At 45.0% G+C, this 26,114-nt stretch carries 28 protein-coding genes, 6 tRNA genes and 1 pseudogene; 12 read left to right on the forward strand and 23 right to left on the reverse strand.

Annotated elements, in window-relative coordinates; genetic code table 11:
- Window positions 1–35: 35 nt before the first annotated feature.
- From recD to AC0L6V_RS10425, 9 genes are all read right to left on the reverse strand, one after another.
- Window positions 36–1,970, reverse strand: a complete 1,935-nt coding sequence (gene recD / locus AC0L6V_RS10385; protein WP_409419766.1) for an exodeoxyribonuclease V subunit alpha — start codon at window positions 1,968–1,970, stop codon at window positions 36–38.
- Window positions 1,957–4,059 (reverse strand): 3'-5' exonuclease, encoded by a 2,103-nt coding sequence (locus AC0L6V_RS10390; RefSeq protein WP_418139086.1) that lies wholly within the window; start codon window positions 4,057–4,059, stop codon window positions 1,957–1,959. Before AC0L6V_RS10390 ends, recD begins: the two co-directional genes overlap by 14 nt.
- On the reverse strand, window positions 4,017–5,672 hold the full coding sequence (locus AC0L6V_RS10395; RefSeq protein WP_265218807.1) for a UvrD-helicase domain-containing protein: 1,656 nt from the start codon (window positions 5,670–5,672) through the stop codon (window positions 4,017–4,019). Before AC0L6V_RS10395 ends, AC0L6V_RS10390 begins: the two co-directional genes overlap by 43 nt.
- The gene (recC, locus tag AC0L6V_RS10400; RefSeq protein WP_418139008.1) at window positions 5,669–8,638 is read right to left on the reverse strand and encodes an exodeoxyribonuclease V subunit gamma; all 2,970 of its coding nucleotides are present in this window, start codon (window positions 8,636–8,638) and stop codon (window positions 5,669–5,671) included. The genes AC0L6V_RS10395 and recC overlap by 4 nt, the downstream gene beginning before the upstream one ends.
- Window positions 8,593–9,069 (reverse strand): exodeoxyribonuclease V subunit gamma, encoded by a 477-nt coding sequence (locus tag AC0L6V_RS10405; protein ID WP_265218804.1) that lies wholly within the window; start codon window positions 9,067–9,069, stop codon window positions 8,593–8,595. The genes recC and AC0L6V_RS10405 overlap by 46 nt, the downstream gene beginning before the upstream one ends.
- Before the next feature lie 272 nt (window positions 9,070–9,341).
- Window positions 9,342–9,593, reverse strand: a complete 252-nt coding sequence (locus AC0L6V_RS10410) for a type II toxin-antitoxin system RelE/ParE family toxin (protein WP_265218803.1) — start codon at window positions 9,591–9,593, stop codon at window positions 9,342–9,344.
- A 50-nt stretch (window positions 9,594–9,643) separates the two neighbouring features.
- On the reverse strand, window positions 9,644–9,877 hold the full coding sequence (locus tag AC0L6V_RS10415; protein WP_265218802.1) for a type II toxin-antitoxin system ParD family antitoxin: 234 nt from the start codon (window positions 9,875–9,877) through the stop codon (window positions 9,644–9,646).
- A gap of 239 nt (window positions 9,878–10,116) precedes the next feature.
- Window positions 10,117–10,192, reverse strand: a tRNA-Ala gene (locus AC0L6V_RS10420).
- 71 nt (window positions 10,193–10,263) lie between these two features.
- Window positions 10,264–10,339, reverse strand: a tRNA-Ala gene (locus AC0L6V_RS10425).
- Between the two features lie 204 nt (window positions 10,340–10,543).
- Here AC0L6V_RS10425 and AC0L6V_RS10430 point away from each other — a divergent pair.
- The 3 genes from AC0L6V_RS10430 (at window position 10,544) to AC0L6V_RS10440 (ending at window position 11,941) form a co-directional block, all read left to right on the forward strand.
- On the forward strand, window positions 10,544–11,107 hold the full coding sequence (locus tag AC0L6V_RS10430) for an EAL and HDOD domain-containing protein (protein ID WP_418139009.1): 564 nt from the start codon (window positions 10,544–10,546) through the stop codon (window positions 11,105–11,107).
- On the forward strand, window positions 11,067–11,771 hold the full coding sequence (locus tag AC0L6V_RS10435) for an EAL and HDOD domain-containing protein (RefSeq protein ID WP_418139010.1): 705 nt from the start codon (window positions 11,067–11,069) through the stop codon (window positions 11,769–11,771). Before AC0L6V_RS10430 ends, AC0L6V_RS10435 begins: the two co-directional genes overlap by 41 nt.
- 85 nt (window positions 11,772–11,856) lie before the next feature.
- Window positions 11,857–11,941 (forward strand) — tRNA-Leu (locus AC0L6V_RS10440).
- Window positions 11,942–12,043: 102 nt separating this feature from the next.
- Here the strand turns inward: AC0L6V_RS10440 and AC0L6V_RS10445 are convergent.
- Both AC0L6V_RS10445 and AC0L6V_RS10450 read right to left on the reverse strand, forming a co-directional pair.
- The gene (locus AC0L6V_RS10445; RefSeq protein WP_111606297.1) at window positions 12,044–12,475 is read right to left on the reverse strand and encodes an acyl-CoA thioesterase; all 432 of its coding nucleotides are present in this window, start codon (window positions 12,473–12,475) and stop codon (window positions 12,044–12,046) included.
- Between the two features lie 127 nt (window positions 12,476–12,602).
- Window positions 12,603–13,040: a hypothetical protein gene (locus tag AC0L6V_RS10450; RefSeq protein ID WP_265218800.1), complete on the reverse strand. Its 438-nt coding sequence runs from the start codon at window positions 13,038–13,040 to the stop codon at window positions 12,603–12,605.
- 202 nt (window positions 13,041–13,242) lie between these two features.
- Here AC0L6V_RS10450 and AC0L6V_RS10455 point away from each other — a divergent pair, with 202 nt between their 5' ends.
- Entirely contained in the window at window positions 13,243–13,428 is a 186-nt protein-coding gene (locus AC0L6V_RS10455; RefSeq protein ID WP_265218799.1) for a CPXCG motif-containing cysteine-rich protein, read from the forward strand.
- Between the two features lie 159 nt (window positions 13,429–13,587).
- On the opposite strand, the gene AC0L6V_RS10460 is transcribed toward AC0L6V_RS10455, so the two are convergent.
- Window positions 13,588–13,815: a DUF3892 domain-containing protein gene (locus tag AC0L6V_RS10460; protein WP_265218798.1), complete on the reverse strand. Its 228-nt coding sequence runs from the start codon at window positions 13,813–13,815 to the stop codon at window positions 13,588–13,590.
- Window positions 13,816–14,390: 575 nt separating this feature from the next.
- Between AC0L6V_RS10460 and AC0L6V_RS10465 the strand changes: the two genes are divergently transcribed.
- Window positions 14,391–15,272: a hypothetical protein gene (locus tag AC0L6V_RS10465; RefSeq protein ID WP_265218797.1), complete on the forward strand. Its 882-nt coding sequence runs from the start codon at window positions 14,391–14,393 to the stop codon at window positions 15,270–15,272.
- On the opposite strand, the gene AC0L6V_RS10470 is transcribed toward AC0L6V_RS10465, so the two are convergent.
- The 10 genes from AC0L6V_RS10470 to AC0L6V_RS10515 form a co-directional block, all read right to left on the reverse strand.
- On the reverse strand, window positions 15,264–15,464 hold the full coding sequence (locus AC0L6V_RS10470) for a tyrosine-type recombinase/integrase (protein ID WP_409419771.1): 201 nt from the start codon (window positions 15,462–15,464) through the stop codon (window positions 15,264–15,266). The genes AC0L6V_RS10465 and AC0L6V_RS10470 overlap by 9 nt on opposite strands.
- Window position 15,465: 1 nt before the next feature.
- Window positions 15,466–15,861 (reverse strand): tyrosine-type recombinase/integrase, encoded by a 396-nt coding sequence (locus AC0L6V_RS10475; protein ID WP_265218795.1) that lies wholly within the window; start codon window positions 15,859–15,861, stop codon window positions 15,466–15,468.
- Window positions 15,862–15,973: 112 nt separating this feature from the next.
- Window positions 15,974–16,060: transfer RNA gene (locus AC0L6V_RS10480), tRNA-Leu, on the reverse strand.
- 11 nt (window positions 16,061–16,071) lie between these two features.
- Window positions 16,072–16,145 (reverse strand) — tRNA-Cys (locus AC0L6V_RS10485).
- Between the two features lie 23 nt (window positions 16,146–16,168).
- Window positions 16,169–16,243, reverse strand: a tRNA-Gly gene (locus AC0L6V_RS10490).
- A gap of 96 nt (window positions 16,244–16,339) precedes the next feature.
- Window positions 16,340–16,900 (reverse strand): CDP-diacylglycerol--glycerol-3-phosphate 3-phosphatidyltransferase, encoded by a 561-nt coding sequence (pgsA, locus tag AC0L6V_RS10495; protein ID WP_265218794.1) that lies wholly within the window; start codon window positions 16,898–16,900, stop codon window positions 16,340–16,342.
- 26 nt (window positions 16,901–16,926) lie between these two features.
- Window positions 16,927–18,750, reverse strand: a complete 1,824-nt coding sequence (gene uvrC / locus AC0L6V_RS10500; protein ID WP_265218793.1) for an excinuclease ABC subunit UvrC — start codon at window positions 18,748–18,750, stop codon at window positions 16,927–16,929.
- A 17-nt stretch (window positions 18,751–18,767) separates the two neighbouring features.
- Window positions 18,768–19,409 carry a response regulator gene (locus AC0L6V_RS10505; protein ID WP_111606876.1) on the reverse strand — a complete coding sequence of 214 codons (642 nt, stop codon included), beginning with the start codon at window positions 19,407–19,409 and terminating at the stop codon, window positions 18,768–18,770.
- Between the two features lie 120 nt (window positions 19,410–19,529).
- Window positions 19,530–20,363, reverse strand: coding sequence for a replication protein P (locus tag AC0L6V_RS10510; RefSeq protein WP_409419772.1), 834 nt, complete (start codon window positions 20,361–20,363; stop codon window positions 19,530–19,532).
- Window positions 20,272–21,081 carry a DnaT-like ssDNA-binding domain-containing protein gene (locus tag AC0L6V_RS10515; RefSeq protein ID WP_265218789.1) on the reverse strand — a complete coding sequence of 270 codons (810 nt, stop codon included), beginning with the start codon at window positions 21,079–21,081 and terminating at the stop codon, window positions 20,272–20,274. Before AC0L6V_RS10515 ends, AC0L6V_RS10510 begins: the two co-directional genes overlap by 92 nt.
- Before the next feature lie 293 nt (window positions 21,082–21,374).
- Here AC0L6V_RS10515 and hpf point away from each other — a divergent pair, with 293 nt between their 5' ends.
- From hpf to AC0L6V_RS10550, 7 genes are all read left to right on the forward strand, one after another.
- Window positions 21,375–21,692, forward strand: coding sequence for a ribosome hibernation-promoting factor, HPF/YfiA family (hpf, locus tag AC0L6V_RS10520; protein ID WP_265218787.1), 318 nt, complete (start codon window positions 21,375–21,377; stop codon window positions 21,690–21,692).
- 184 nt (window positions 21,693–21,876) lie between these two features.
- Window positions 21,877–22,533, forward strand: coding sequence for a Bax inhibitor-1/YccA family protein (locus AC0L6V_RS10525; RefSeq protein ID WP_111606872.1), 657 nt, complete (start codon window positions 21,877–21,879; stop codon window positions 22,531–22,533).
- A gap of 98 nt (window positions 22,534–22,631) precedes the next feature.
- Window positions 22,632–23,024: a sulfurtransferase complex subunit TusD gene (gene tusD / locus AC0L6V_RS10530; RefSeq protein WP_265218784.1), complete on the forward strand. Its 393-nt coding sequence runs from the start codon at window positions 22,632–22,634 to the stop codon at window positions 23,022–23,024.
- A gap of 4 nt (window positions 23,025–23,028) precedes the next feature.
- Window positions 23,029–23,373, forward strand: a complete 345-nt coding sequence (locus AC0L6V_RS10535) for a DsrE family protein (RefSeq protein WP_418139012.1) — start codon at window positions 23,029–23,031, stop codon at window positions 23,371–23,373.
- Between the two features lie 2 nt (window positions 23,374–23,375).
- Complete coding sequence (locus AC0L6V_RS10540; protein ID WP_265218781.1) at window positions 23,376–23,663, forward strand: DsrH/TusB family sulfur metabolism protein; 288 nt, start codon at window positions 23,376–23,378, stop codon at window positions 23,661–23,663.
- A gap of 5 nt (window positions 23,664–23,668) precedes the next feature.
- On the forward strand, window positions 23,669–23,989 hold the full coding sequence (locus AC0L6V_RS10545) for a TusE/DsrC/DsvC family sulfur relay protein (RefSeq protein WP_265218780.1): 321 nt from the start codon (window positions 23,669–23,671) through the stop codon (window positions 23,987–23,989).
- Window positions 23,990–24,281: 292 nt separating this feature from the next.
- Entirely contained in the window at window positions 24,282–25,268 is a 987-nt protein-coding gene (locus AC0L6V_RS10550; protein WP_100188761.1) for an IS110 family RNA-guided transposase, read from the forward strand.
- Between the two features lie 68 nt (window positions 25,269–25,336).
- On the opposite strand, the pseudogene cobA reads toward AC0L6V_RS10550, so the two are convergent.
- A pseudogene (gene cobA / locus AC0L6V_RS10555) lies at window positions 25,337–26,081 on the reverse strand (uroporphyrinogen-III C-methyltransferase).
- Window positions 26,082–26,114: the final 33 nt, after the last annotated feature.

The raw sequence follows: 26,114 nt of genomic DNA on the forward strand, positions 1-26,114 counted from the left end.
ATCTTCAGCAGATAGTGGCGCCGAATAGTAAAATATCAATGCCAAAGCTCGTCAATAAGGCCTGAATAACGTTCAATACGAGCACTCGTTGCACTCCGAATTAAGCCGCTCGATCCCCATAACGCAAAGGATCTCTTCGCTCGAGTAATACCAGTATAAAGTAACTCTTTGGTTAATACTGGCGAAGGAGTGATAGGCAATAACAGAGCCACATGATCAAACTCTGACCCTTGAGATTTATGCACAGTCATGGCAAAGACCACTTCAAACTCACTCAAACGACTCGGCAGCAAGCCTGTAAAACAACCATCAGGCTGCATAAACCACACTCGAAGACGCTGAAACTCATCAGGCATACAAAGACCAATATCGCCATTAAACAAGCCCAATGCCGCATCATTTCGGGTTAGCATCACGGCTTTCCCCGGATACCAAACATGGGGATCTTTTACTCGTCCTCGCTGATAGAAATACTGCTCCAGCTGAGCGTTCACCTTCTCGACACCAAACTCCCCTTGGCGAACCGCCGTCAGAATCTGGTAACGTGAAAACACCTCATAAAGTTTGGCAATATCAAGGTTCTGACGCACCGCTTCCCAATAATCATCATACCCTTTGGCGAGAGTCGCAATATCGGCCTTGGTCTGTCCTTCTTCTGGCGTTCGCCATTCAACATCCGTGTTATTAGACTGCAAGCAACGTAATACCGCTTGGCTGTCCCCAGCGTTCATGGCTTTTGCCAAGTATCCAATGCCACTATTGGCATCAAAGCGATAGCTGGTTCTTAGCAAGGTCAAGGCTCGACTAATTGGCGGCGCTGACGCATTACCAAACGGCGCAAGGTTTTCTCCAGTAAGACGGCTCAGTCGCTCAGCCCATTCTGGTTGAAAGTAAACCTCTTCGATGCCATAGGATAAATCCCCCAGTACACTGCCCGCTTCTACCGAAGCCAGTTGATCTTTGTCACCCAGCAAAATCAGTCGTGCCTGAGGCGGCATAGCATCAATCAATTTCGCCATCATTGGCAAATCCACCATAGACACTTCATCCACCAGCAACACATCCAAATGTAAGGGGTTTGCTTTATTATGCTTAAAACGACTGCGGCCAAAATCGCTTCCTAACAAGCGATGCAAAGTACTAGCTTGCTCTGGAATGGCAAGCTTAACCTCATCACTTAATGGCAAACCCGCTTTGGCTTTTGAAATGGATTCCGTTAGACGCGCCGCGGCTTTGCCGGTTGGCGCGGCTAACTCAATACGCAACACCTTACCTTCAGCCAGCGACTGAGCCACTAGCAACGCCAAAAGACGAGTCACAGTGGTTGTCTTTCCCGTTCCCGGGCCGCCACTGATCACCGAAAAAGGTAAACTTGCCGCATTGGCGACGGCCACTTTTTGCCAATCTACCGCGTCGGCTTTATTGGGAAACAGCGTTGCCAATAACGCCGCATCCACAGCAAAAGGCGCCACAGTAAATTGCCCCTTGAGATACGTCAGCACTTGTTGCTCATATTGGAAATAACGATACAAATACAAACGCGTGCCCGCCAACACCATAGGGCGTTCAACCACACTGTCTGCCGACGAAACCAGACAACTTGCCAGCAAGACTTGGCACCAAGCCGACACGCTCTTCACACCGCTCTTTTCCAATGCCGCTCTTAATTCTTCTAGATCAATGCCTTCTGGTGGTCTTTGCCAAATATTCGCTAGATCGATACAAATATGGCCAGCCCCAAGGTACGCGCTGCATAAGGCTCCGGCGATATGCACAGCACTCTTATTTACCTCTGAATTGCCTTCTTTGGCATGTTGCGCCAGCTGCTCAATCCACTGACGATCAATCGCTCGTAAAACCCCTTTAGCTTGCCAAGCAGACAAACTAAATGACGTCGTAGCAGATGGATTTTCTTCGCGCGCTTTTTCATCAAGAGAGTCGAGCAAACCTAGCTGATTAGAAAAGTCCATATTGCACTACCTCATCATTCGATTTGCTATCCATGGATTTATCACTCTGAGCCTTGCCACTAAACAGCTTATCGAGCGCAGTCACATGCTCAAGCGTTAAACGGTTTTGAAAAACACCCGTTTGCTGCCCTACTCGCATGCCACGCAAAAACAAATACACCACGCCGCCCATGTGTTTTTCATAGTCATAATTCGGCAAACGCTGCTTCAACAAGCGATGTAAGGCCAAGGTATAAAGCTGGTATTGCAAATCGTATCTGTGCTCGGCAATAGCATGAACTAATCTCTCTGGCTCGTAATCAGCCAGGTTATCCCCCAAGTAATTGGACTTATAATCCAGCACATAATAACGGCCTTGGTATTCGAACAATAAATCGATAAAGCCTTTTAACATGCCTTTTAATGGACGATCTTGAATCATCGGCGCAATACGCGATACCTTATCGTGTTCACGAGAAATGCGGTCCAGCTGCAAGGCATTCATGCCGGTCACCGGAATAAAAAACTCCATTTCTTTGCGACAAGCCGAGGGTGCCAAACGCCCCAAGCTCATTTCCGTCATTAACTCGGTATTAATAATATCGGGCAACCATTCGCTCAATACGTCTTGCCATTCGCCAAAGCCCTGACGCTCGTAAAAATCGATCATGCGCTTACGGTGACTGGTTTTTAATAAGTCGTTAAAGCTCGGATTAGCAGACACATCATGCAGGGCTTTGCCTTCCAGCGTATCATGCAAGAAAGTACCAGGTTTGGCGCCTTTGGGAAAAGTAAAGCGACTCTTTTGCGGCTCAAGCACGGGGTCAGACAGATCCGTTTCATCCAATAAAGGATCGACAAAACGCGCCATCTCATCCAAGCCTGGCACGCTTTCATCGTGGTATTCTTTGTCTTCCACTACAAGAGAAGAATAACTCCCCACCCACCAGTCTCGCTCTACACGCCCAGTAAAATCTCGCGCACGGGGTTCAACTAAGTCGGCTTGCGCCATTTTGAATCGTGGTAGGCTCGGAGGCTCATTAGGTAAATCCAACAACTGCATTTGACCATGCTGATAACGCCCACAAAGGCGTTCGATACTTGGGTACAAATCACCAGCCTCAAGCGGCTCGCCTTCGCCAATCAAGGCACCTACACCACTAAGATGCACCTCTGATATCGCGCCACGAGTTTTATTCGCCCCTTTTCCTACCTCCATGGCACCGATAAAACACGCTTCTTTGGAGCGGGTTAACGCCACATAAGCCAAACGAATTTCGGCCGCATACAACTCTTCTTTGTGCTGCTCGGTTTGCGCTTCATCAGGGTCAATGGCGATCCACAATTGCTGTTGCGCATCGTGGTATAAAGCCGATTTGTCTTGATCTCGATACGGCGTAAACGCAAACGGCAAATACACTATCGGATATTCCAAGCCCTTACTTTTGTGAATGGTGACAATCCGCACCAACTCCGCATCGGTTTCAAGGCGAATCTTTTGCTCATCACTATTGCCATTCGGCGTTTGAATCGCCAACCTGAGATAACGCAAAACGCCTTCTTTGGAATCCAACTCAAGGGACTTTTGCTGTAGCTTTTCGGTCAAATGCAGAAAGTCGGTTAAGCGACGTTCACCACCAGTATGGCTGAGCATATTCGCCGCCAGTGACACGTCTTGCATAAACTCACGTAACATAGGCAGCAAGCCTTGCTTGTCCCAAATAGCTAAATAGTCGCGGAACGCCTGCCCCCATTTTTCATACACCACATCATCGTGATTGAGCGTATCCAAATCTTCCAACGACCAATCCACTAAGCTGGTTGCCAAGGCCGAACGCAATTTGCTTTCTTGCCCATTGGATAATATCGCTGTCAGCACAATCAGTAGCTCGCGCGCCTCAACGGTTTCAAACACCGAGCCTTTGTCACTCAAATATACACTGGCGATACCGCGCTGACGTAAGGCGTCTTTCAAGGCATTGGCTTGACTAAAATTGGTCACCAACAAGGCAATATCTTTTGGTCGCACGCCTTTGCCATCAATAAGCGCAGAGCCTTGCTGCCCTTCTAGCAACAACTCATGAAGGTGCGCCGCGCAGGACTCCGCCATGGTCTGACGATACTCTTTTGCCGATACGGGTTCGTCACTGCGTTGATATAAAAACTGCAGCGCCGCTTGCGTTTGCCCTTGTCGAGTAAAGCCACTGGCAACACCACGATCTTGCACCTCAATAAAAGGAATCCGGTGACGCGAAAGGGTTCCGCTTGGGTAGTAAAAAGTCCATTGACTGCCTGAATCATAGCTGCAGAGGAACGGTAATTCGTTGCCAAGGAATACACACTGTCGACACGTTTTTTAGCCGCCAAATAGGTGTAAATATCCGCGCCACGAAAGGCATATATCGCCTGTTTTGGATCACCGATCATGATCAAGCCAAGCGTATTTTGATCTACCGTCGCTGGGGCATAAATGGTGGAGAAAATCCGATATTGCACCGCATCTGTATCTTGAAATTCGTCGATTAGAGCGATCGGATAAAGATGGCGAATGCGCTCTGCCAACTTGCCCGCTTCGTCTTTCGTTAGCGCCACATCGAGAGAGGTTAGCAAATCCGTAAAAGTCAGCGACTGCGTACTGCGCTTCCAGCGTTTCATGCGCTCTTGGGTTTGCTGCCAAAGCTGAGTCAACAAGACGGCTTTTAATCGCCCTGCATCCGGAAAGCTTTCGCGCAAGGCTTGCACCAAACCAAAGAATTCATGAGCAGGCAGATCCCCGCCTTTGCTCAATCGGCTGGCGTGTTCATTGCTATCAAATTTTTCGAGGCTCTTGTCTAGCTCGAAACGGGTTGAATGTGCCCATTGCGTGATGGCTTGAATATCTTTCGACGGATCTTTGCGCCAAAACGTGCGTTTTATACCACTGCGCTCAAGGGCATCAATGATGTCTTGCGATTGAGCTAGCCACATGGAGCGAACCGCTGCCATGGTTTGTTGAGCCTGACTTAGCGCACTTTCCCAATCGTAATCTGGCACGGCGATTTTGGCGTCAGGCTGGTTATTCAATAAATATAAATCTTTCAACAAAGCATCTGGATTCGACCAAATCGGCTGAATCAAGGCCGCCTTGGTGTCGTCCATTGGATAAAACACGCTACGCCAAACGTCCTTCACCGCCATAGACAAGGGCGCCAATTCGTCGGTTTCAATGGTTTGCTGGAACAGCATGCGACTTTCAAAGGCGTTTTGACTTAGCATACGCTGACAAAAACCATGAATGGTAAACACCGCGGCTTCGTCCATTTGCTTTTCGGCGTACAGCAGTTTTTCAATGGCGCCCGCGCGCTGATCGTCTGACATTTGCGCCAGCCAGTCCGCCAGAAAGACATCGCGACTTTCGCCTTGCAATAAGGCTTTTCGCGCGGCTCGTATGCGCCCACGAATCCGTGCTTTTAACTCGGCGGTGGCGGCCTCGGTAAAGGTCACTACCAAGATCTGATCCACTGTGAGCGGTTTATCTAAATCACCGTTATTCCCAGATAAAGACGGCCCACTCGGCACCAGCAAACGCAGATACAAGTTGGCAATGGTGTAGGTTTTCCCTGTGCCTGCGCTGGCTTCGATTAAGCGTTTGCCAAACAACGGGAAGGTTAAGGCATTAAGCGGTTCAGGAATCATGTTCAAGGCGTCTGCATTAGCAGAAACGGACTCGTTAGAAAGACTCATTCCATCTCCTCCAAATGACGATGCATGGGCAACCAAATTTGCTCACACAAAGCGACAAACTGAGCTTTTTGCGACTGTAAATCGGGGAAATAACGCTGCCAATAAGCATCGTCGACCTCGCTACGAGTAAAGGCACTGCTGTTGTCTTGATACTGTTTCAACGCTTGCTCCCAAGCGATATCAGGGTCTTCTTGCGTTTTGCTCGCACAATAACTTTTGCACCATGCGTCAGCACTTTTCGCGGGCAAGGCAATTGGCTGACACAAGCCTTGCTGTAACAACGCCAACATCTTGTTTAGATAGTCTTGGGCATCGTTTGGCGGAATGATAATAAAACTGTGCTGAAGCAACTTGCCAGTTTTACTCAAATTAATAAGATGATGCTGCTTTGGCGTACCTTGGGCGCACAAGGCCAAATGCTCGATCCACGCCTGCATTTTTTGATGAGCGGATAAATCGCCAATGCGATAAGACAAACGCGTCGTCGCCGTTGGTAAATCCAACCACGCCTGCAAAACAAGACTGCCAAGGGTTAAATTTACTTCAATGGGCGCGCATTCCTCCAAGGCATAGCCCTGTAACACAGACAGCAACTGACGACATTGACCACGACTCTGCTGCAAAGACAAACGCCCTAACGCGCCGTAAGGCAAGGCACCCGTTAAGGACAAACGCTCAACAAACGAATCTTCATCGTCTTTTAGCATGGCTTGTAGCAAGCCTTCACGCAATTGATAGCCCGCCAAGCCATCTAATGCGAATGGTTCGTCCTCTTTTTCTTCCTCTTCTGGCAAGCTCAAATAGGCTTTTAATCGGCGCTGAGTAAAGTAACGCGCCGGATGCCCAATAAAACGCGACAACTCATCAAGAGCCAGCTCCAATCTTGGCTGCTCTAAACCATCCAGTGGAAGAAACGCTTGTGGCTCATTATCCACCGGAACACTTAATAACGCCGGCAACCATTGATCGTCATAGCTGTATAAGCGTTTATCAAATTGAACGGCCGATTGTTGCGATTGAACGTAATAAGCGGCATTAAAAGGCTGCAACGGATGCTCAAGAATCAGTCGCTCTAACAAGGCTTTCTGCGCCTCGTCTGGCGCCAATGTTTGGTCACCGTCAAACACACAACTTTGACCTATGTATTCCAACAACTCACTGACTAAAATAGACGCATTCTTTTCGCTGTTATCTTGAATACTGCGACCAACATAACTGATATAGAAACAATCTCGTGCCGACATTAAGGCTTCGAGAAACAAGTATTTGTCGTCTTCTCGTCGGCTTCGATCGCCGCTGCGATATTGCCCGACCATCAAATCAAAGCCCATTGGTGCGACGCTTCGAGGATAATCCCCCTCGTTTAAGCCCAATACACAAATGACTTTAAACGGCACCGAGCGCATGGGCATCAAGGTGCAAAAGTTGACGCGCCCCGCTAGGAAACGCTGTCCGCCTTGGGACTCTTGCAACAATGGCGAGAGCAACTGACGGATTACTTGCTGATCCAATGGCGCATCAAAATACGCTTGCTGCCACTGCAGCGTTAACGCATCAAGCTGCTTACTCAGCAGCACCTGAAAGGCATCGTCTTCGTCCACCAAAAAGAAGCGTTCCGCTAAGTAATACAAGGTCGAAATCCATTCTTTCGGCGTAAGGGATTCCATTAACTTGGCTTGTGCATCGTTAATGGCAACCAAAAACTCAGCGAGTTTACCGGCCACAGAGGCTTCTAAACCTTCCACATCACCGTAACTTAATGTGTCTTGCCAAATATGGTCATGTCCCATGGCATAACCCAATAACATTCGACGCACGCCATTCAGCCAAGTATGAGATTCTTGCATCGGTAAATCGTGCTGCTGAGCGGTTTTGCCATCCAACCCCCAACGAATGCCAACTTCTGTCGACCATTGTCGAATACGCTCTAACTCGTCAGCGGTTAATTCAAAACGCGCCAACACCGCAGGCACTTCTAATACGCTGATCAATTCTGACAAGGTGAAACGACTTTCGCCCAAACCAAGCAAATACAAATAGGCATCGACAATCGGGTTTTCCATGCCGCCAGATTGGTCAATCAAGGCAAAGGGAATCTGTTTTCTGACCTGAACACTGCCTTTAACAGCACCGCTCTTTTTTTCACCCCCAAAAATCGCCTTCACAAACGGGCTGTAGGTGTTGACGTCCGGTAACATGACGATGATGTCTTTTGGCGTTAAGCTCGGATCGCTCTCGAACATTTGCAACAGCTGATCATGCAAGACTTCCACTTCCCGCAATGGACTGTGACAACGATGCACACGAATACTTTGATCATCCACTGCGATAGCGTGACGATATTCCGCATTGGCAATACTGGCGTCTCTTTCTTGTTTCGAGCCATGGTTTTCTAGGGTCAATACATCTTGCTGAACCCATTGCAGTAACCCAGTCGATTGCTCACTACGATAATCTTCGAACACTTCCAGCTCGTTGTCGGCCATCTCTTGCAGCTGAGCAATGTAGTCTCGCCCCAAACGCCCCCAACTTGCCAACAGCGGATTGGCATCCAGATGCAAGGTATCCGCGCTCAAACCTGGCTTGAGGGTTTGGCGTTTTATTTCTCGGCCCAAATAATGTTTATCGACCACATCGCCCCAATAAAAGCGACAAGGGTTCTGCAAAAACAGATGCACATCAATCCAGCCAGAAGCAGCCAACACGCGCAGAGATTCCAGCGTATTTGGCGGCAAGGAAGATACGCCAAAAATAAAAATTCGCTCAGGAACACCCGCTGGGCGCGCAGACGATAGCGTCGCGTCATGTAAAGCTTCAATAAGATTCCCCCGATGATACAAGGAAGTTCCTTGTTGACTGACATCGGCCACCAGATCTCGCCATAGAATCGCTTGCCAAGGTTGCTGCTCAAAGATGGCTTTCAGCTTGGGGTCTTGCGCTTCGCCCCCTCCCAACTCTTGATCCAATCAGGACGATACACCAGATATTGGTCATAAATATCGGCAATGCTGCTGCATAACTGGAAGCGGCGGATTTGTGTGTCGTCTTCTTCCAAATACCAACTCAGCGCTTGGAATTCGGGTTCGTGTAAGCGTGTGTCCAGCAAGCGCATTAAACGCCATACCAAGAAAGACTTATTAAATTCACTTTGCGCCGGAATATCGTCTAACGTTTGTGCAAAGGTTTGCCAAACAAAGGTAGAAGGCAAAGGAAACACCAAACCCGCCGCAATAGAATGAGATTCGGCCAAAAACATCTTCAGCCACTGCGCCATACCAGGGTTTTGTACCAATATATGCTCATCATCAAACGGATTTTCTGGCGGCGAAACAGCCAAAATCTTCGCAAGCAACACGGCCAAATCCTCTAGACGGTTACTTGTGTAAAGTTGAAACATGCACGAATCCTAGGCTTCAAAAAAAGAATCAATAAAATCAAAGAGAAAGTAAACACACTTCCGTTTTGTTATTTGAACTGTAATGCAAACAGCCGTTTAAACAATGAATAAGCCTAACCTTGGAAGCGATAAAAAAGAAGGACTGAATAATTTAAAAAGTGAAGAGACGACAGATTAGGTGTTAGAGGTGACCGAAAAGACGAATACTAATTATTCCAAGCGTTAACACAGTGGGAAAAGATACTAAAGGACACTTTACTGAAAAGCTTGACTCAAAAATGCCTAGGTAGATCACGGCTACCATGCAGAACGCGAACAACTCTTAAGCGATCATTGAGAATACGATAAAACACCACATGGGATTGGCTGACAAAGCTATAAAGCGCTTCTCGGATTTCGCTGCGTTCACGCCCGATGCTGGGGTTGTTACAGAGCTGGATAAAGCAGTGTTCTAGATTTTTTAAATACCGAACGACCTGATCGAGTCCAAACTCAGTATCGCTATAATCAAAAATATCACTCAAGTCTTACGCCGCTTCTGGCGACAGTTCATAGCTTGCAATAGAAGAAGCCATTAAGCGCGTCTTTCTTCCAACTTGGAATTAAGAATATCCTGCACTTTATTCGGACTCGCTTCACCATCCCAACCTTTGGCTATTTCTGCGCGTAGTTCTTCTATTATGCGATGACGGTAGATTTGATGCAGACGCAATGCATCGCACACCACTTCGCTGGCATTTTGAAAATCACCGCTTTGAATTTGCGCAGAAATGTAAGCTTCTTGTTTATCGGTAAAACTGATATTCATGCTATTAATCCTCATGATCTTTTCATTTCAAGCTATCACTCCATGTCTATATTTATCAAATATGGACATTACCCTTCATACTCTGTCGCTATTAAGTATTAGTAGCCCTAAAAATATAGATTTCATTGTGGGCGGGGTATCGGTATAGGTCTCGTGTAAATCACTTTGCTAGTTTAATTGCGATCAATGGCCAATGCCAAGCTAGATGCACGTATGAGGAAAAAACTAAAATGAATATATGGTGGAGCTAAGCGGGATCGAACCGCTGACCTCTTGCATGCCATGCAAGCGCTCTCCCAGCTGAGCTATAGCCCCACAAAACGCGTAGCGTAAGTGGACAGTGTGTCCTGGGTGATGTTTTTATAGACCACTTATTTAGCAATAAATGGTGGAGCTAAGCGGGATCGAACCGCTGACCTCTTGCATGCCATGCAAGCGCTCTCCCAGCTGAGCTATAGCCCCTAAAAACTGGCGAGGATTTTATGGGCGCTTGCTAATACTGTCAACCTTTTTACCAAGCTCTAATCGGATATTTTTACCAAATCAACACAAAATCGAACACTTTCATCATTGTGATGATCCGCCTTTTTGTGTTTTTATAACTCCTTGTTCTAACAGCATGAGAGCAACCGTTTCAAACTCAACTTCAATAAAAAGAGAAGCGCAATGATCGAATTTCCAACGGTCTTAGACGATTTAATGATGGCCCAACAGCCGATACTCAAAAGAACAAAAGAAATTTTTGGGTATGAACTGCTATTCCGTGGAAAAGACTCCCTAAACGCCAACATCTCTGACGGTGAAGCGGCAACAAGCCAAGTGTTGGTCAATCTTTGCATTGGCATCACTAAACTGGAATCTCAGCTCAGAAAACCTTTTTTTATCAATATGACAACCGAACTCATGTTGTCGGACGCTTTCTTTCCTATCGACCCAGATACGGTCTATATTGAGATTCTTGAAAGCCAAAAACTGACACCAGAATTCTTTACCGCTTTAAAAAATTGGCGAGCAGCGGGCTATCGATTCGCCCTCGACGATTACCAATTTGATGAAAACTATCAGGCACTGCTCCCCTGGGTATCCATCGTAAAAATAGATGTGCTTCTTACACCACCCAGCGAGCACATAGAACAAATTAAAGAGTTAAAATCGAGAGGCCTTATTTTACTGGCGGAAAAAGTAGAAAATGCCGCCATGTTTGAGGCTCTGCAAGCAGCTCGGTTTTGATTTGTTCCAAGGCTATTTTTTACAACGCCCCGAGCTTATCAAAGGCAAAAGAATCGATTCGGCCACGCACGGCGCAATCGAGTTGGTTAACGCCTTGCAAAACAAAGACATCAGCATTGAAGCATTGACCGACCTAGTCGCTAAAAATCCCAAGCTGTCCTATCAATTGCTGCGCATTCTTAACAGCCCGGTTTGCGGCGTATCTAAAACCGTCACCTCCATCAAAGAAGCCATTATCTTTTTGGGCTTGGTACAGTTAAAAAAATGGGCACTACTGATCACCATCACCTCATCAACAAAACAACCGCAATCACTGCTCAAAATCCTATTAACCCGCGGGCGTTGCTGCCAATTATTAGCAGAAAGCAAACAATCAACTCTTGCTGATTCTGCTTTTATGGTTGGAATGATGTCTGGCATAGACGCCGTGTTCAACTTAGAAAAATCCATTGTGTTAGAACAGATTGCTTTAGATAAAAGCTTACTCGCTGCCATCCTCAAACAATCGGGAGAACTTGGCGGTTATCTGAAACAAACATTAAGCTGTGAAGAGCAAGACTGGAACAAAATCCAGTCAATGACACCGGCCGAAAGAACAACACTCAACAGAGCCTTTTTAGACGCCATGCTATGGGCTGATGACGTCGTCCGATCAATAAATTAATTAAATACAAAATAAATGTATTTTTTTACGTTAAATGATTGACACCCCAATAAAAAACCATAGAATACGCTTCACCTTTTTCAAGGCCAGTGTGGTGGAATTGGTAGACACGACGGATTCAAAATCCGTTGCCTTCGGGTGTGGCGGTTCGAGTCCGCCTACTGGTACCAACATAAAAAAAGCGCTTACTTCGGTAAGCGCTTTTTTTGCATTCAACTTGCCACCAAAGAACAGCACTCGACTAAACAAGTGCCTTCAAAGAGTCAGAACAATCAATGATCGTCAAAACCATGCAATACGTAATCGGGTAGATCTTCTTCTTTTGGAATCGGCGTCGACCGCCCAGTTTCGTCTATCGCCACAAACTTAAACATCCCTTCTGTGACTTTTTCTCGTCGTCCAATGCGCCCACGGCGAACCCAAGCCTCCACAAGAATATTCATTGATGTACGGCCAACCGACTCTACTCGGGTATACACCCCTAAAATATCCCCCACTTTTACTGGGCGAATAAAACTCATACCATCCAGCGCGACCGTCACTACCCGAGACTGAGCACGCTGACCTGCACATATGCCCGCCGCGATATCCATTTGCGATACCACCCAACCACCAAAAATATCACCCGCTGGATTCGTGTCGCCAGGCATAGCCACGGTTCTTGTCGTAAGACGACCTTTTGCCTTTTCTTCAAACTCTGACATAACGCTCTCTCAATCAGTTTTTCCCACTCACTAAGCGCAAGTGTATCCGTTTATACAGACAGAGAGTAACAACAAAATAATATCTCAGACATTTTAAAAACGCATAACGACACACACAAACCCAAGCTTACTTGATTGAGTCTGCTTCATAATAAATAGCGGTTCCTTTGGCCTCTGTTGTTGGGAACGAAAAACTCGAACCAATCGAAGTACCTATCCCGCCACCACTGCCAGCACTAACGCCAACCCCCGTACCCAAGCGTCTAAACGACAACTGTGTTACCTCATCCAAAATGACACCGTTAGCGCCAATTTTCGCTGCCTGCTCTTTTAACTCTAGAGTCGCTTTCTCTTTTCGAGACGCCTCGGTAAAACCATTGTCACTTGACGCATAGACAGTCCCAACCACCTCGTAGGCAAACGTAGGCGCCTGATCAAATACCGTCACTTGATCCACCTCAAGCTCTGGCATCTGCTGCCCTGTCACCACATGGGAACCAGAAGCACAACCAAACAGCAAAGCAGGTAACGCCAAAACAAATAAGCACTTTAGATACGTCATCATCACACCAACCTCTTACATTGAAACGCTAAATCATAACAGTGTTGCACAAAGAGCGTGAAAGCAGATCGACAAAACTGTGAATTTTCGACTACCGAGGAGATACAAACAAACACAATATCCTGCAAGCGAGCAAGCCGATTATCGCCTATCATAAAAACAACAAGCACAGAAAGTAACATGAGAGGTAAAAATGAGCGAGCTAATGGAAACCGACATTTCATGCCCTTACTGCGGCGAAAACATCGACGTCGTAATCGAAGTATTAGATGAAAGCCAAGAATACATAGAAGATTGTCAAGTCTGCTGCCGCCCCATCACCTTCAACATCGACACCGCCTTCGACGGCTCCACCTCGGTTTCCGTCTACTCGGAAAATGAGACGTATTGATTGAAGAAATCCATGGGTGACGTAGCGTGCAAACACACCTTCCCACAAGCAAGAAACGTCAGAGGGTCAGAAAACCGTACCAACTGGCGTTGGGTCGCAAGCGACGTAATGTCCTGGGCACTGGCTCAGAAAATGACGCATTGAGTTAATGTCCTACCCTTAGTCATCAGCCATTTCATCTAAGTTATTACCTTTCTTACCGTCCGGCCGTGTCCTTAAATGTTCCTTATCCTTCCTCTTCACTACAACCAAATCTATCAATCCACTTTTAGTCATCCCAAGAGCTTTTTCAGTGGAAGTAAAGTTTTTGTTACCTTCCAGCAATACATCAGTAATATTGCCATTTTTATCACGTTTTGCGTCAACCACTTTACGCTTCTTAGCCATCAATTTTCCTTATTTTTGCGACCCTAGTTAGAAAAATAAGAATAGTTTAGATACCAAAAAACCGCCACTTGGGCGGTTGATTAGTGACGATGGGGTGACTATCTAATATCAAGGCCGCTTGTGCTAGAAGAAGCAAAATAAGGCATTCCTAGCTGTTACAGTTGTAAAATCTTTAGAATAGACGGGCTAGGACTGAAAAAATGCAGAACAAAAACTTCTCTTTCTATCTCTTTCTAATTCTTCCTATCTTTTACCACCAGCTGATAGTTTTTTCCGATTAGTTACATCGCTCTCTATACATTAATATTATTATGAATTTGACTAGGCCGTCAAAGTACATCGGGTAGGAGGCAAACATGTCTAACTTTGAATCAACAACTAAACGAGATGACAAAAAAACTCTAGTTGCACTACACAGAGCTAGAAAAAATGGCATTAGAATGAACGTTATAGGAGCCGGTGGTCTATCCATGAGTCCCTAACGACTTAGCTAAATCTAAAAAAATCCAGACAACTACAGAAAAAGTCGAGGCTCTTTTCTCGTTTTCTTAAGTAAATAATTCATGGGTATTTAAATGGAATTAGCAATTTTAATACCTATTACACTTTTAGGAGGCTTCCTATATTGTAAAGTCTCCTATCGCCAGTTTATAAAATTTCATAGATATAACGATCAACACCTTTATCTTCAAGCTGCCCTTTGCGGACTACTACCTTTACTGATTTCCTTTCTGTTAGCATTTTTATTACTATTCTTGGTTACTCAGTCATATCCCAATTTCATTAGGTGGTCATTAGAAAATATCATCAATAAAGCATTTCCAGACATTACAGAGCAAAATATAAGTCAGCTCCCTCTCTTCACATACACAACGTCCATACTTATTCCTTTTGTTTCTTGGCTACTAGCAATACTAAGCAATTTAGGCATGTACTTATTTGGAGATAACAAAGATGCCTACAATAAGTCCATAGACCAAATATTGGAGTGTACTGTCGATATCTTTTCAGGCTCTTTTAAATCAAATCTACGTATAGCCAAACAAAATAAAGAAGAAATCAAAGAGCTAACACGAATATATGAAGTTAAAAGAATCGTTTTAGGAAACCCTCTAGATAGCTTTTTCTATAATGCATACACAAAAACCGAACCTGTAGAGATCACAACCAACTCTAATACGATTTTCATTGGCGGTGTTCTATCGATTGGAGAACCAAATGAAAAAGATGGACTAGGCCCAGAAATTACAATTTTTCCAATTGCTAGCGGGTATATTTGCCAAAAAACACTCAAAAACAGATTAAACAAAATTTACCCTAAACACATTAGAGAAGAGTTACCTACTTACATAAGATTGGATCAAATTATATCTGCTAGGCCATTCAAAGCAGAAAACTACACGAAAGAAGATATAGACAGCCCAAAAGATGACTCACCCCAAATGAGTCTAATCTAGCATCAAAGCAATATCACCCATATCTGGTGCGCAGTAAACCCGCTGCAGGATTCTTAGGTCTGTATGACCTGATATTTTCGCTAGGTTCAGTACGTCCACTTTGGTGGCTAGTCGCGTGAGTGCTCCCCGCCTGAGATCATGAAAGTGCAGATCGTCTATTAGGCACTTGTTACGAATCTTCCTGAAATTCACATCAAGGGATGCCTAACTTTAGGTTAAAGGCCTTTAGCTTGCAATCAACCAGTGTCTTGAGTTTTTCCAATACTTTCACTGCAGCGGTAGATAATGGCACAGTTCGAGGGTTACCGTTATTTGTTTTGGGTAGATAAACGGTTCGTCTTTCTAAATTCACGTCTTCCCAAGTAATGCCGCAAATCTCACCAGCTCGCATAGCGGTTTCAATAGCAAAGACTATGGCCGCACCAATTCGTTCGCTTTTTGATTCTGGCGGTACGTCTATGTTGTATTGCGTGGCGATCATTGGTTGTTCAAATTCACCTGAGCGCAGTTTTAAAAATAAACGCCACTGAATATTCTCCGGTGCAATGTGCGGTGCAGTTTCGGTGCAGAATTTCAGAAAAGATAGCATATAAGCGGAAAAGCTTACAATTTGAAGTAACACTAAGAAAATGCTGGAGAGTAGATATTTAAAGGGATTGAGCAAGATAATAAAGTGCAGGCATAAAAAAAGGCACCATAAATGGTGCCCGGGACCGGAATCGAACCGGTACGATATTTCTATCGCAAGATTTTAAGTCTTGTGTGTCTACCTATTTCACCACCCGGGCATATCTGATTTTGGAGGCCGGAGTCGGAATCGAACCGGCGTACACGGAGTTGCAGTCCGCTGCATGACCACTCTGCCATCCGGCCTCATATCAGATACATCTTTTGATTGGAGCGGGAAACGAGGCTCGAACTCGCGACCCCAACCTTGGCAAGGTTGTGCTCTACCACTGAGCTATTCCCGCGTCTCAAAAGACGGTGCCTATTCTATGTATTTGAGCTTTCACGTCAAGGAAAAAATCCAAATAAATAGCTAACTTAGGCACTTTTTTTAAATCTGTTTAGTTTTTGTTCGACTCTTTAGACATTAGCTCAGGCCAAGCGGCTTTTAAGTAGACATACATAGACCAAAGCGTTAATAACGCAGCCGCAATTAAGACCGCCTCCCCTACGTGGGCTTCTAGTGTATCTGGCCTGCTGCCCAATAAAATGAAAATGGCCAACATTTGCATGGTGGTTTTTAGCTTACCGATATACGACACGGCGACACTGGCACGCTTACCCATTTCCGCCATCCATTCACGCAGTGCCGAGATCACAATCTCACGACCAACAATGACAGCACTGGCTAAGGTTAATAAGGGATTAGAATAGCTTGCCACCAGCAGAACTAAGGCAATGGATACCATAAGTTTATCGGCAACGGGGTCAAAAAAAGCGCCAAACGCGGTGGTTTGATCCAGTTTTCTTGCTAGGTAACCGTCTAACCAATCCGTAATAGCTGCCAAGGCAAAAATCATCGCGCAGGTGTAATAGCGCCCTTCCCACGGCAAATAATAAATTACCACAAGAATCGGAATCATAAAGATCCGCACGGACGTTAATATATTCGGTATGTTCATCTTATTCCTAATTATTTTAGCACCCCCTAACTTTTATGAAGATGGAGGTAAATTTCTTCTGCTTTTTTGACACTAATCCCTTTCACCTTAGCAATATCTTCCTGACTTGCCGATAACAATTCTTGATACCCCCCAAACGCCGTCAGCAGCTCTTTACGGCGATTTGGCCCAATACCAGGAATATCCTCCAACACCGAGTGACGACGTTTCTTATCTCGCCTACGACGATGACTTTTTACAGCAAACCGATGCGCTTCATCACGTATATGCTGAATCAAATGCAGCGCCGCTGAATCAGGCGGCAAAACCACCTCATCCTCTTTTGAACCAATATACAAGGTTTCAAGGCCTGGCTTGCGAGTGTCTCCTTTGGCGACACCCAACAAAAATATGTTCACCAAACCCAACTCTTTCAATACATTTTCTGCTTGCGTCAACTGACCTTTACCACCGTCGATAAGCAAGACATCTGGCGCTTCAAGCTCACCAGTCTTCACTCGTTTGTAACGACGAGTTAAGGCTTGTTTCATCGCGCCATAATCATCACCTGGCTCAACCCCTTCGATGTTAAAGGAGCGATATCGCTTTTTGTCCGGCCCATCTGGCCCAAACACGACACAAGATGCCACCGTTGCCTCACCACTAGAGTGACTAATATCAAAGCATTCCATGTGTTTTGGCGGTTCGGAAAAGCCCAATAGCTTTTGCAACGCCGTAATACGGCTAAAATGATTACGCTTATCCGACAATCGAGCTTGCAAGCCTTGCTCGGCATTCAGCTTCGCCAAATCCAACCAACGAGCACGCTGCCCTCTGACATTGCTTAACACTTCGATTTTTTTCTGCGTGGTTTCAAAAATGCCTTCTACCAACGCATCACCATCCTCTAACTCATGGCTTATGATAAGCGTCTTCGGTAACTCTTGAATACCACCAAGATAAAATTGTGCAATAAAAGACGACAATAATTCGCCTTCGGTGATTTCAATGGGCATTTTGGGGTAATAACTTTTACTCCCAACCACTTTACCTTTGCGCACCATCATCACATGAACACACAAACCACCCGGCTGAATAATCGAAGCAATCACGTCAGCCTCGCCCGTTTGTCCATAGACATGCTGCTGCTCTTGAATGTGTTTAAGCTGAATGATTTGGTCACGTAGCTCAGCGGCGCGTTCGAACTCCATGTCGGCTGCAGCCGCACTCATCTGGGTAGAAATTTCTGCCGTTAACTCTTGGTCTTTTCCCTGCAAAAACATGCGAGCGTGACGCACGTCCAGCTCATACTCTTCATCACTGATTAACCCAACACAAGGTCCGGAGCAACGCTTAATTTGATACTGTAGACATGGCCGAGATCGATTCGAGTAAGTACTGTCCTCGCACTGACGCACCTTGAACACCTTTTGCATGGTGATCAAACTTTCTTTTACCGCACTGCCGCTCGGAAAGGGACCAAATAACGTTCCTTTATCCGTTTTATCGCCGCGCCGAAACAACAACGCCGGATGAGGATGATTGGATAGCAGAATATAGGGATAAGATTTATCGTCACGGAGTAAAATGTTGTACGGTGGACGATGCTGTTTAATCAGCGTTTGCTCAAGCAACAACGCTTCCGTTTCGCTTTTGGTAACCGCTATCTCAATGGTGTGGATACGACTCACCAGAGCCATGGTTTTGGTGGTTAACCCCGTCACGCGAAAATAGCTCGCCACACGGTTCTTAAGATTTTTAGCTTTGCCAACATAAAGCAACTCACCTTTTACATCGTACATGCGATACACGCCTGGCCGAGTGGTTAAATTGCTGACAAAGTGTTTAGGATCAAATTCTGAATGGCTCAAACAAACCTCGTTTTCGCCTAGCCCATACCAAGCACATTATAACGTACTGCTAAATGAATCAGTTCAACATCGCTTTCAATATTCAGCTTTGCAAAAATACGAGTACGGTAGGTACTTACGGTTTTAGGACTCACGTTTAAATGCTCAGCGATTTCATTGGATTTTTTGCAATCCACAATCATTTGCGCCACCTGCAACTCTCTGTCTGATAGCTGCCCCAAAGGAGACCCTTGACCATCGATCGAGAATTTAGACAACGCCATTTTTTGGGCGATACCCTTGGAAATATAGTGCTCACCTCTGGACACAATTTGAATGGCTTCGAGCAACTCGGAGGTGTTGGTACCTTTCGTTAAATAGCCAGAGGCCCCAGCTTCAAGTAATTTTACGGGGTATAAGTTGTCATCCAATGCGGACAACGCAATGATCTTGGTTTTAGGCAGAAGACGCTTTATCTCTTTTGTCGCCCCTAAGCCGCCAATTCCCGGCATATGCACGTCCATTAAGACGATGTCTGGCAACCATTTTTTGGCATGAATAATGGCCTCTTCACCACAATGCACCACACCAACCACTTCAACACCCTTTACATCCTGTAATACACGACTAATGCCTTGGCTCACCACATCATGGTCGTCAACAATCAATACCTTCAACATAACAACCTCACCAAACTTTCCTACGCCTTGTGTCGATTTCCATCTTACCGAGAATGAAACCGCCTATAGCATCCTGCTAATAAAAAATTATGTTATATAAGAAATAGAAAAAACGCACCGTTATTCTGGCAACTTTTCTGTATAGCCCATTTCTAACAGCTTTTTCTGACTGATGTCACGATAACGATTGCGCACACCAGATCCATACGTTTTTTGAGTGTAATACAGTAACGGCGCGATTTGCGCTTCATCGACAGACAAAACCTTAGCAATTTTACTGGCCAAATCCTTCACTGCAAGTGGTTGCTGATTTTCAATCATAATGACTTTTGGCACCACTAGGCGCTCCCCAGCAATCACACGATCAACCACCTTCAAATAACTTTGCTCAAAGAGCGGCCAACTAATGCGCTCTTCTTCAGATTTGATTTTGTACCAGCCCACCTCTGAACCAGCAAAAAAAACCGCAGGATGGCTCCATTTATACTGTAAAGGATCGGTACGACAAGCACATGCTTCAAGGTACGCAGAACGAGGATCAACCAAACCATAGGCTTTATAGGCTGTATTAATCAGCTTTAAAAAATCCGCAATGGTCGGTGGCCAAGAGTGAACTTCTTTCGTTCGTTCTACCGCATACGCCAACAAGGGCTCTTGAAAGCCTTTTAAGGCAATAGCCCATTCACGCTTTGCCAACTTCACTTCATCTGTAGTGCTATAAGCAGAGGCAAATTTATGAGTGTAAATTGCTTTAAAGCGTGCAAACAACATGTTTACTAACACTCGCGTTTGCTGATCTGCCTCGGTTGGACCTGGTTCGCGGGCCGTTTGACCACTATTAGCATAGGCGCTTGAGCCGTACTCACCAGTCTGTGTCGTGGATGTTGTTGAGGGCGTCGCTAACTTGTTCTCGAGAGGTTTTAGTAAATGCTGAACTGCCTGAGGTTCCTTCATATGAAGACCGATCCGATTGTTTGTATTGCCACTGACGTTTTACGTATTTAAAAAATTCACTGTTCCAAGTTCTAACGTTTTTTCGCTGCTCTTTGATCCTTAACAAAAACTCTGTTTGCAGAGACAGCGCAAACTCACGAGCAATACCGGCCTGCCCGATTTGCTCTAACGTTGCTTCTTCAGGTTGCCATTGATCTGGTTGCCGAGCACGCTCTTTCTGCTCCAAATACAAATCAAAATCCGTCACACCTCGACGATCATTCACCACTGGCGGAGAAGATGGAGCATCATATTGCCGAACTGGCTGCTTCGGTGGATAGCTCTTAGGCTGCGGTGTAAACTCTTCGCTTTTTTCTCGAGCCGCTCTGTGCAAACGGTCCATTTTATTCATCAATGAATCGTCTTTTTCTACCATTGGCTCTGCTGGCTTAATCGTTTGAGCGGCTTTTTGAGGCGAGGATAAATGAATTTCCAATATTTCCTCTTGTCGCTGAAAACTTAACAGCTGACTGATTTGTAAATTAGTCAGCAAACGCATCAGCATTGGCACAGTCCAAAATGACAACTGGGCACTAAGTCGACTCATTTCAATTCGTAGAACATGGGAACTGACTAGGTACGCTTGCTGATTCAAAAAAGTCAGCAATACCGTTTCCTCTAAGCCGATCTTGGCTGCAATTGAAAATGATATCGGTAATGAATAGTCGTTATCCAACATAAATCTCGCTTTGCGCTTTGCTTTACATACCTAACGCAACAGTCTATCAAAAGCCGTTCCCATAAGCACGAGAACCTTCAATGAACTGTGATCAAGCATCCCTAAAAATGATTAGGCTTAACTCTAATATATTGCCATTATCAGCCTATTGAAAAGCTTTGACACAAACTAAAAGCAAGCCTATGCTGACAATAACAGATTAGCAATTAAACCATGCTATACCTGTTCTAGAGCACGCGTTCTAGATCCTATCTGTTATTTGTTTTGCAAATGTTACTCAGGAGGAATGTAGTATGCACACTACCAAAATTTCTGGTCACCACGTTGATGTAACCCCTGCAATAAAAGAGCATATTCATGACAAGCTCAGTAAAATCTCAAAGCTTACCGACCAAATAACCTCGGTTAATGTTACCTTACTTAAAGACAGTAAGAGTCAAAAAGCGGAAGCGAGAGTACACATTCCTGGCAAAGAAATTTTTGCTGCCGCCTCTTCTGAAGAGAGATTATTTTACGCCATAGACGAAATGGTCGATAAATTGGCAAAACAAATTGATAAACACAAAACCAAGCAATCAAGCATTACTCACAAAATGCCAATAACGCACTAATACGGTAAGACACGACCTGTTAATACTCATTTAAGTGCTTTGTCACTTTAAATACTGGAAAACACCGCCATGTTGCGGTGTTTTTTGGTATTTACCCTCTAAAAAAACAATCACGCTTGAAGTTTGGAACTTTCGGCTGCATATTAAGTCTATTGATTGTCTTAAACCCTAAAGGAGTAATTCCATGCGTTATACTGAAGCCCTTTCGACACACTCGTCACAAGCGGCCAACAAAACGCTCCGCAATACTTACGGACTGTTGTCGCTTACCCTTTTGTTCAGCGCCTTCACTGCGGGCATGAGCATGGCTTTCAACTTACCCCATCCAGGCCTCATTATCACACTTGTAGGCTTTTATGGTTTGCTTTTCCTAACACATAAATTTAAGAACAGCTCTGCTGGTATTCTTTGTGTGTTCGCTTTGACTGGTTTTATGGGCCTTACTCTTGGCCCAATATTAAGCGCTTACCTGAGTTTGTCTAATGGCGCTAGCTTAATCATGAGTGCATTGGGCATCACAGGACTATCATTCCTTGGCCTATCTGCTTATGCACTGGTGTCAAAGAAAGATTTTAGCTTCCTAAATGGATTCATTACTGTTGGTTTCTTTGTTCTCTTGTTTGCTGTTATCGCCGGTATCTTTGTAAAAATGCCTGCTCTGCAGATCTTCATTTCTGCGGGTTTCGCACTTTTCTCAGCGGCGGTTATTTTGCTGCAAACTAGCCAAATTGTTCGCGGCGGTGAAACCAACTACATCATGGCAACAGTGAACTTGTATGTGTCTTTATACAACATGTTCTTAAGTATTCTGTCGCTACTTGGTATGGCTCGCGACGAGTAATTCTATTGAGCCATTCGAAAAGGCCGCTGACTGCGGCCTTTTTTCTGTGTAAAATCTGTTAATTCGCTTTTACAGTTTACTCAAAAGGTCATTTTTTAATGCAATACACCCTGCTTATCACAGGCTCCCCCTATCAAACTAAAGCGTGCCATAGCGCTCTGCGCTTTATAAAAGCCGCCTTGTTAGAATATCCCAACAGCATTAAGGGTGTATTTTTTTATGAAGATGCCGTACTCATTGGCAACCAAATAGCACAGCCACCAAGGGACGAAATCAATATCACTCAAGCTTGGCAAGACATCGCACAGCAACACAACATTCCGCTGTATTTATGCATCGCCGCGGCGGTAAGACGCGGCATAATTAACGACACTGAAAGCCGTCGTTATGAACTAGAGCAGCACACCCTAGCCAAAGGTTTCCAGCTGGAAGGCTTGGGCACATTCGTTGACCTGATGAACACCACCAATAAAGTCATCCAATTTAGGTAAACCTATGAAACACACTCTGATTCACCTAAATACCAGCCCTTATTCTAGCTTAGCGTGCAAAGAAGGCCTTGATCTCGCCTTGGTATTGGCCACCTTTGAACAACCTGTCGACTTGTGTCTATCTGGCGCCGCTTTAGCCCTCTTAACAGACAACCAACAACCGACCGCAGAGCATGGCAAAAACCTTCACAAACTACTGGCAGGACTAGAGTTTTACGACATCGAAAACGTCTTCATCGAGGCCAATTCGAGAACCGACAACACCAAGACTTGGCAAGGCGTTCAGCCACTTAATCACGCAGAATGGCAAGCAATGTTCTCCCACTATCAACAAGTTTTCCGGTTTTAATCATGCGACTTCACCAAATCAATCAACTTACCTACCCTGAACCACTGGAAAGCACATGGCAAAACAGCTTACAGGCCAATGATCAGGTATTACTAATAGAGAGTGGGATTTTGCGTACTGTCCAGAATACCGCAACCCTACAAACACTCATTGAAACAAAAAACACTCAACTCTACTATTTGCAAAGTGATGCTGTGGCGTATGGAATATCGCCAAAGATTGGCATTGGGTTATCGGATCAAGAATGGGTAGATTTAACCTTTGCCTCCGAAGCAAACATTAGTTGGTAACCAATATGACAGACACAACCGCTGTTTTAGATGAAGAAGGTTACTTGCTCAATCTACAAGATTGGACGCCAGAACTTGCTCATCAATTAGCACAAGACGTTGACATTGCACTAACGGAAGCCCATTGGGAAATCATTCACGTATTACGTGATTTTTACCAAGAATATGAAGTATCACCAGCTATGCGCCCATTGGTCAAAGCCGTGAGCAAAAAACTTGGGGCCGAAAAAGGTCGAAGCATTTATCTAATGACCTTATTTCCCGGCAGCCCTCCTAAGCTAGCCGCCAAAATTGCCGGTCTCCCAAAACCTGCGAATTGCTTGTAGATCCGCATTTATGCCGACAAAAAACCATGTAGGTTAGCCTTTAGGCCGTCAAAAGCCGGATGACATCAAACCAAAAACCTTGACGCGCTAAAGCACGACCTTGTATCTCTTCTTGATGAGTGTTTAGCTAGCACTTATCGCATCGGGAAATCGGTGAGGCTCGTGCGCGACCTGAGCACAAAGATGCTGTTTTGTAGATTGAGGCTCTGATTTCCTAACCTCCATTAAACTGAATGGTATCCTAGCACCCCAAGTAAGGGTGATGCTGCATGTACAAGGGGAGTAAATAGAGATGAAGGCTTTTATTGGCATTGATGTTGGTAAAGAAAAGTTAGATGTTAGTTGGTTACGCGACGTGGTCAAAAATAAGCAGAAAACCAAGGTCTTAAAGAACACAAAACAAGGCTATCAAGAATTAGTTGATTGGGTACTAAAGAATACAGGGTTAGAAGCTCAGAATATTGTTATTACGACAGAGCCTACTGGTATTTATAGCGAACCGTTGATGTATTTTTTATATGCCCAAGGATTTACTCTTTTACATGTAAACCCTGGAAAAGCAAAACAATATGCAAAATCATTAGGGCTAGTTCATAAGACTGATAAATCAGACGCCACAATGCTAGCTCGCTATGGTCATGACCAACAACATTCACTTTCAAGCTGGCAGCCAGAGCCGGTAGAAGCAAGAGAACTAAAGGCAATGATGCGTAGACTTGAAGCGCTAGAGCAAGATTTACAGCGTGAAGAAAACCGTTATGAAGCGGTAGGATTTTCAGGCGCATCCGCTCGGGTCGCTCAATCTCTCAAAGATATGATAGCAGTGTTAAAGGCTGAAATTGATAAACTCAAAAATGAAATCGATGAGCATATTGACAGGCATCCTCAATTGAAGAAGAACCGCCAGTTACTTGAAAGTATAAATGGTGTTGGTGAAGTAACATCCCGAATAATGGTTTGTTTACTGGCGTGTAAGCGGTTTAAGAGCGCGAAACAGCTGGCTTCTTATTTAGGCTTGATCCCCAAGCACAACGAATCTGGTAAACGGGCAGGAAAAACAACCTTGAGTAAGGAAGGGCCAGGCTATATCAGAGCGAAATTGTATATGGCCGCAATCGTAGCTGGTCAACACAATACCGATATAAAAGCGCAGAAGACGAGACTACTAAAGCAAGGCAAAACAAAAATGCAGGCGCTAGGTGCAGCGATGAGAAAGCTGTCACAAATATGTTTTGGCGTTGTTAAGAATCAAACAGAATATCAGCCTCAAGTTAGTTAAATAAAAACTTGAGGCTGGTCAGGAGAGATGGTATCTACAAAAACCCACAACAATCCATCAAGCCACTATTAATATTTTCCGTACCACTCTAATTTTTTCTGCAAGGTCACCACCTCACCGATAATCAACAAAGCGGGAGATTTGGCTTCATTCTCTATAGATACGTCATACACATCTTGGATCGTGGAAGTAAAAACACGCTGCTCACTCGTCGTGCCTTTCTCAACAATCGCGACTGGCATCGATGGACTCATACCAAAACGAATCAATGATTGACTGATGTCTTTTAAGCCCGTTAAGCCCATGTAAATAACCAAGGTCTGTGCAGGGTGAACCAATTCTTCCCAAGGCAAATCCGTTGTACCGTCTTTTAAATGCCCCGTTAAAAAACGCACAGATTGCGCGTAGTCACGATGAGTCAAAGGAATACCTGCGTAAGCCGCGCATCCGGCCGCAGCAGTCACACCTGGCACTACCTCAAAAGGCACACCCTCTTCAATTAACTCCTCAAGCTCCTCACCACCACGCCCAAATATAAAAGGGTCACCCCCTTTGAGACGCACTACCATGTGGCCTTCTTTCGCCTTAGCAGCAAGTAGGCTATTAATTTCTTCTTGCGGAAGACTGTGCAAAGACTTGGCCTTTCCAACATACATTTTTTCTGCAGATTCAGGAATGAGGCTCGATAATTTCTTTACCAACCAAGCGATCATATAGCACCACGTCCGCTTGTTTTAATAATCGATACGCTTTCAGCGTCAATAACTCTGGATCGCCTGGACCCGCACCAATCAAATAGACCTTGCCCGTCATAGTTTTCTGTTTTCCACTTCATATAAAAAAAGC

It is taken from the genome of Marinomonas sp. G8-14 (assembly GCF_055808935.1).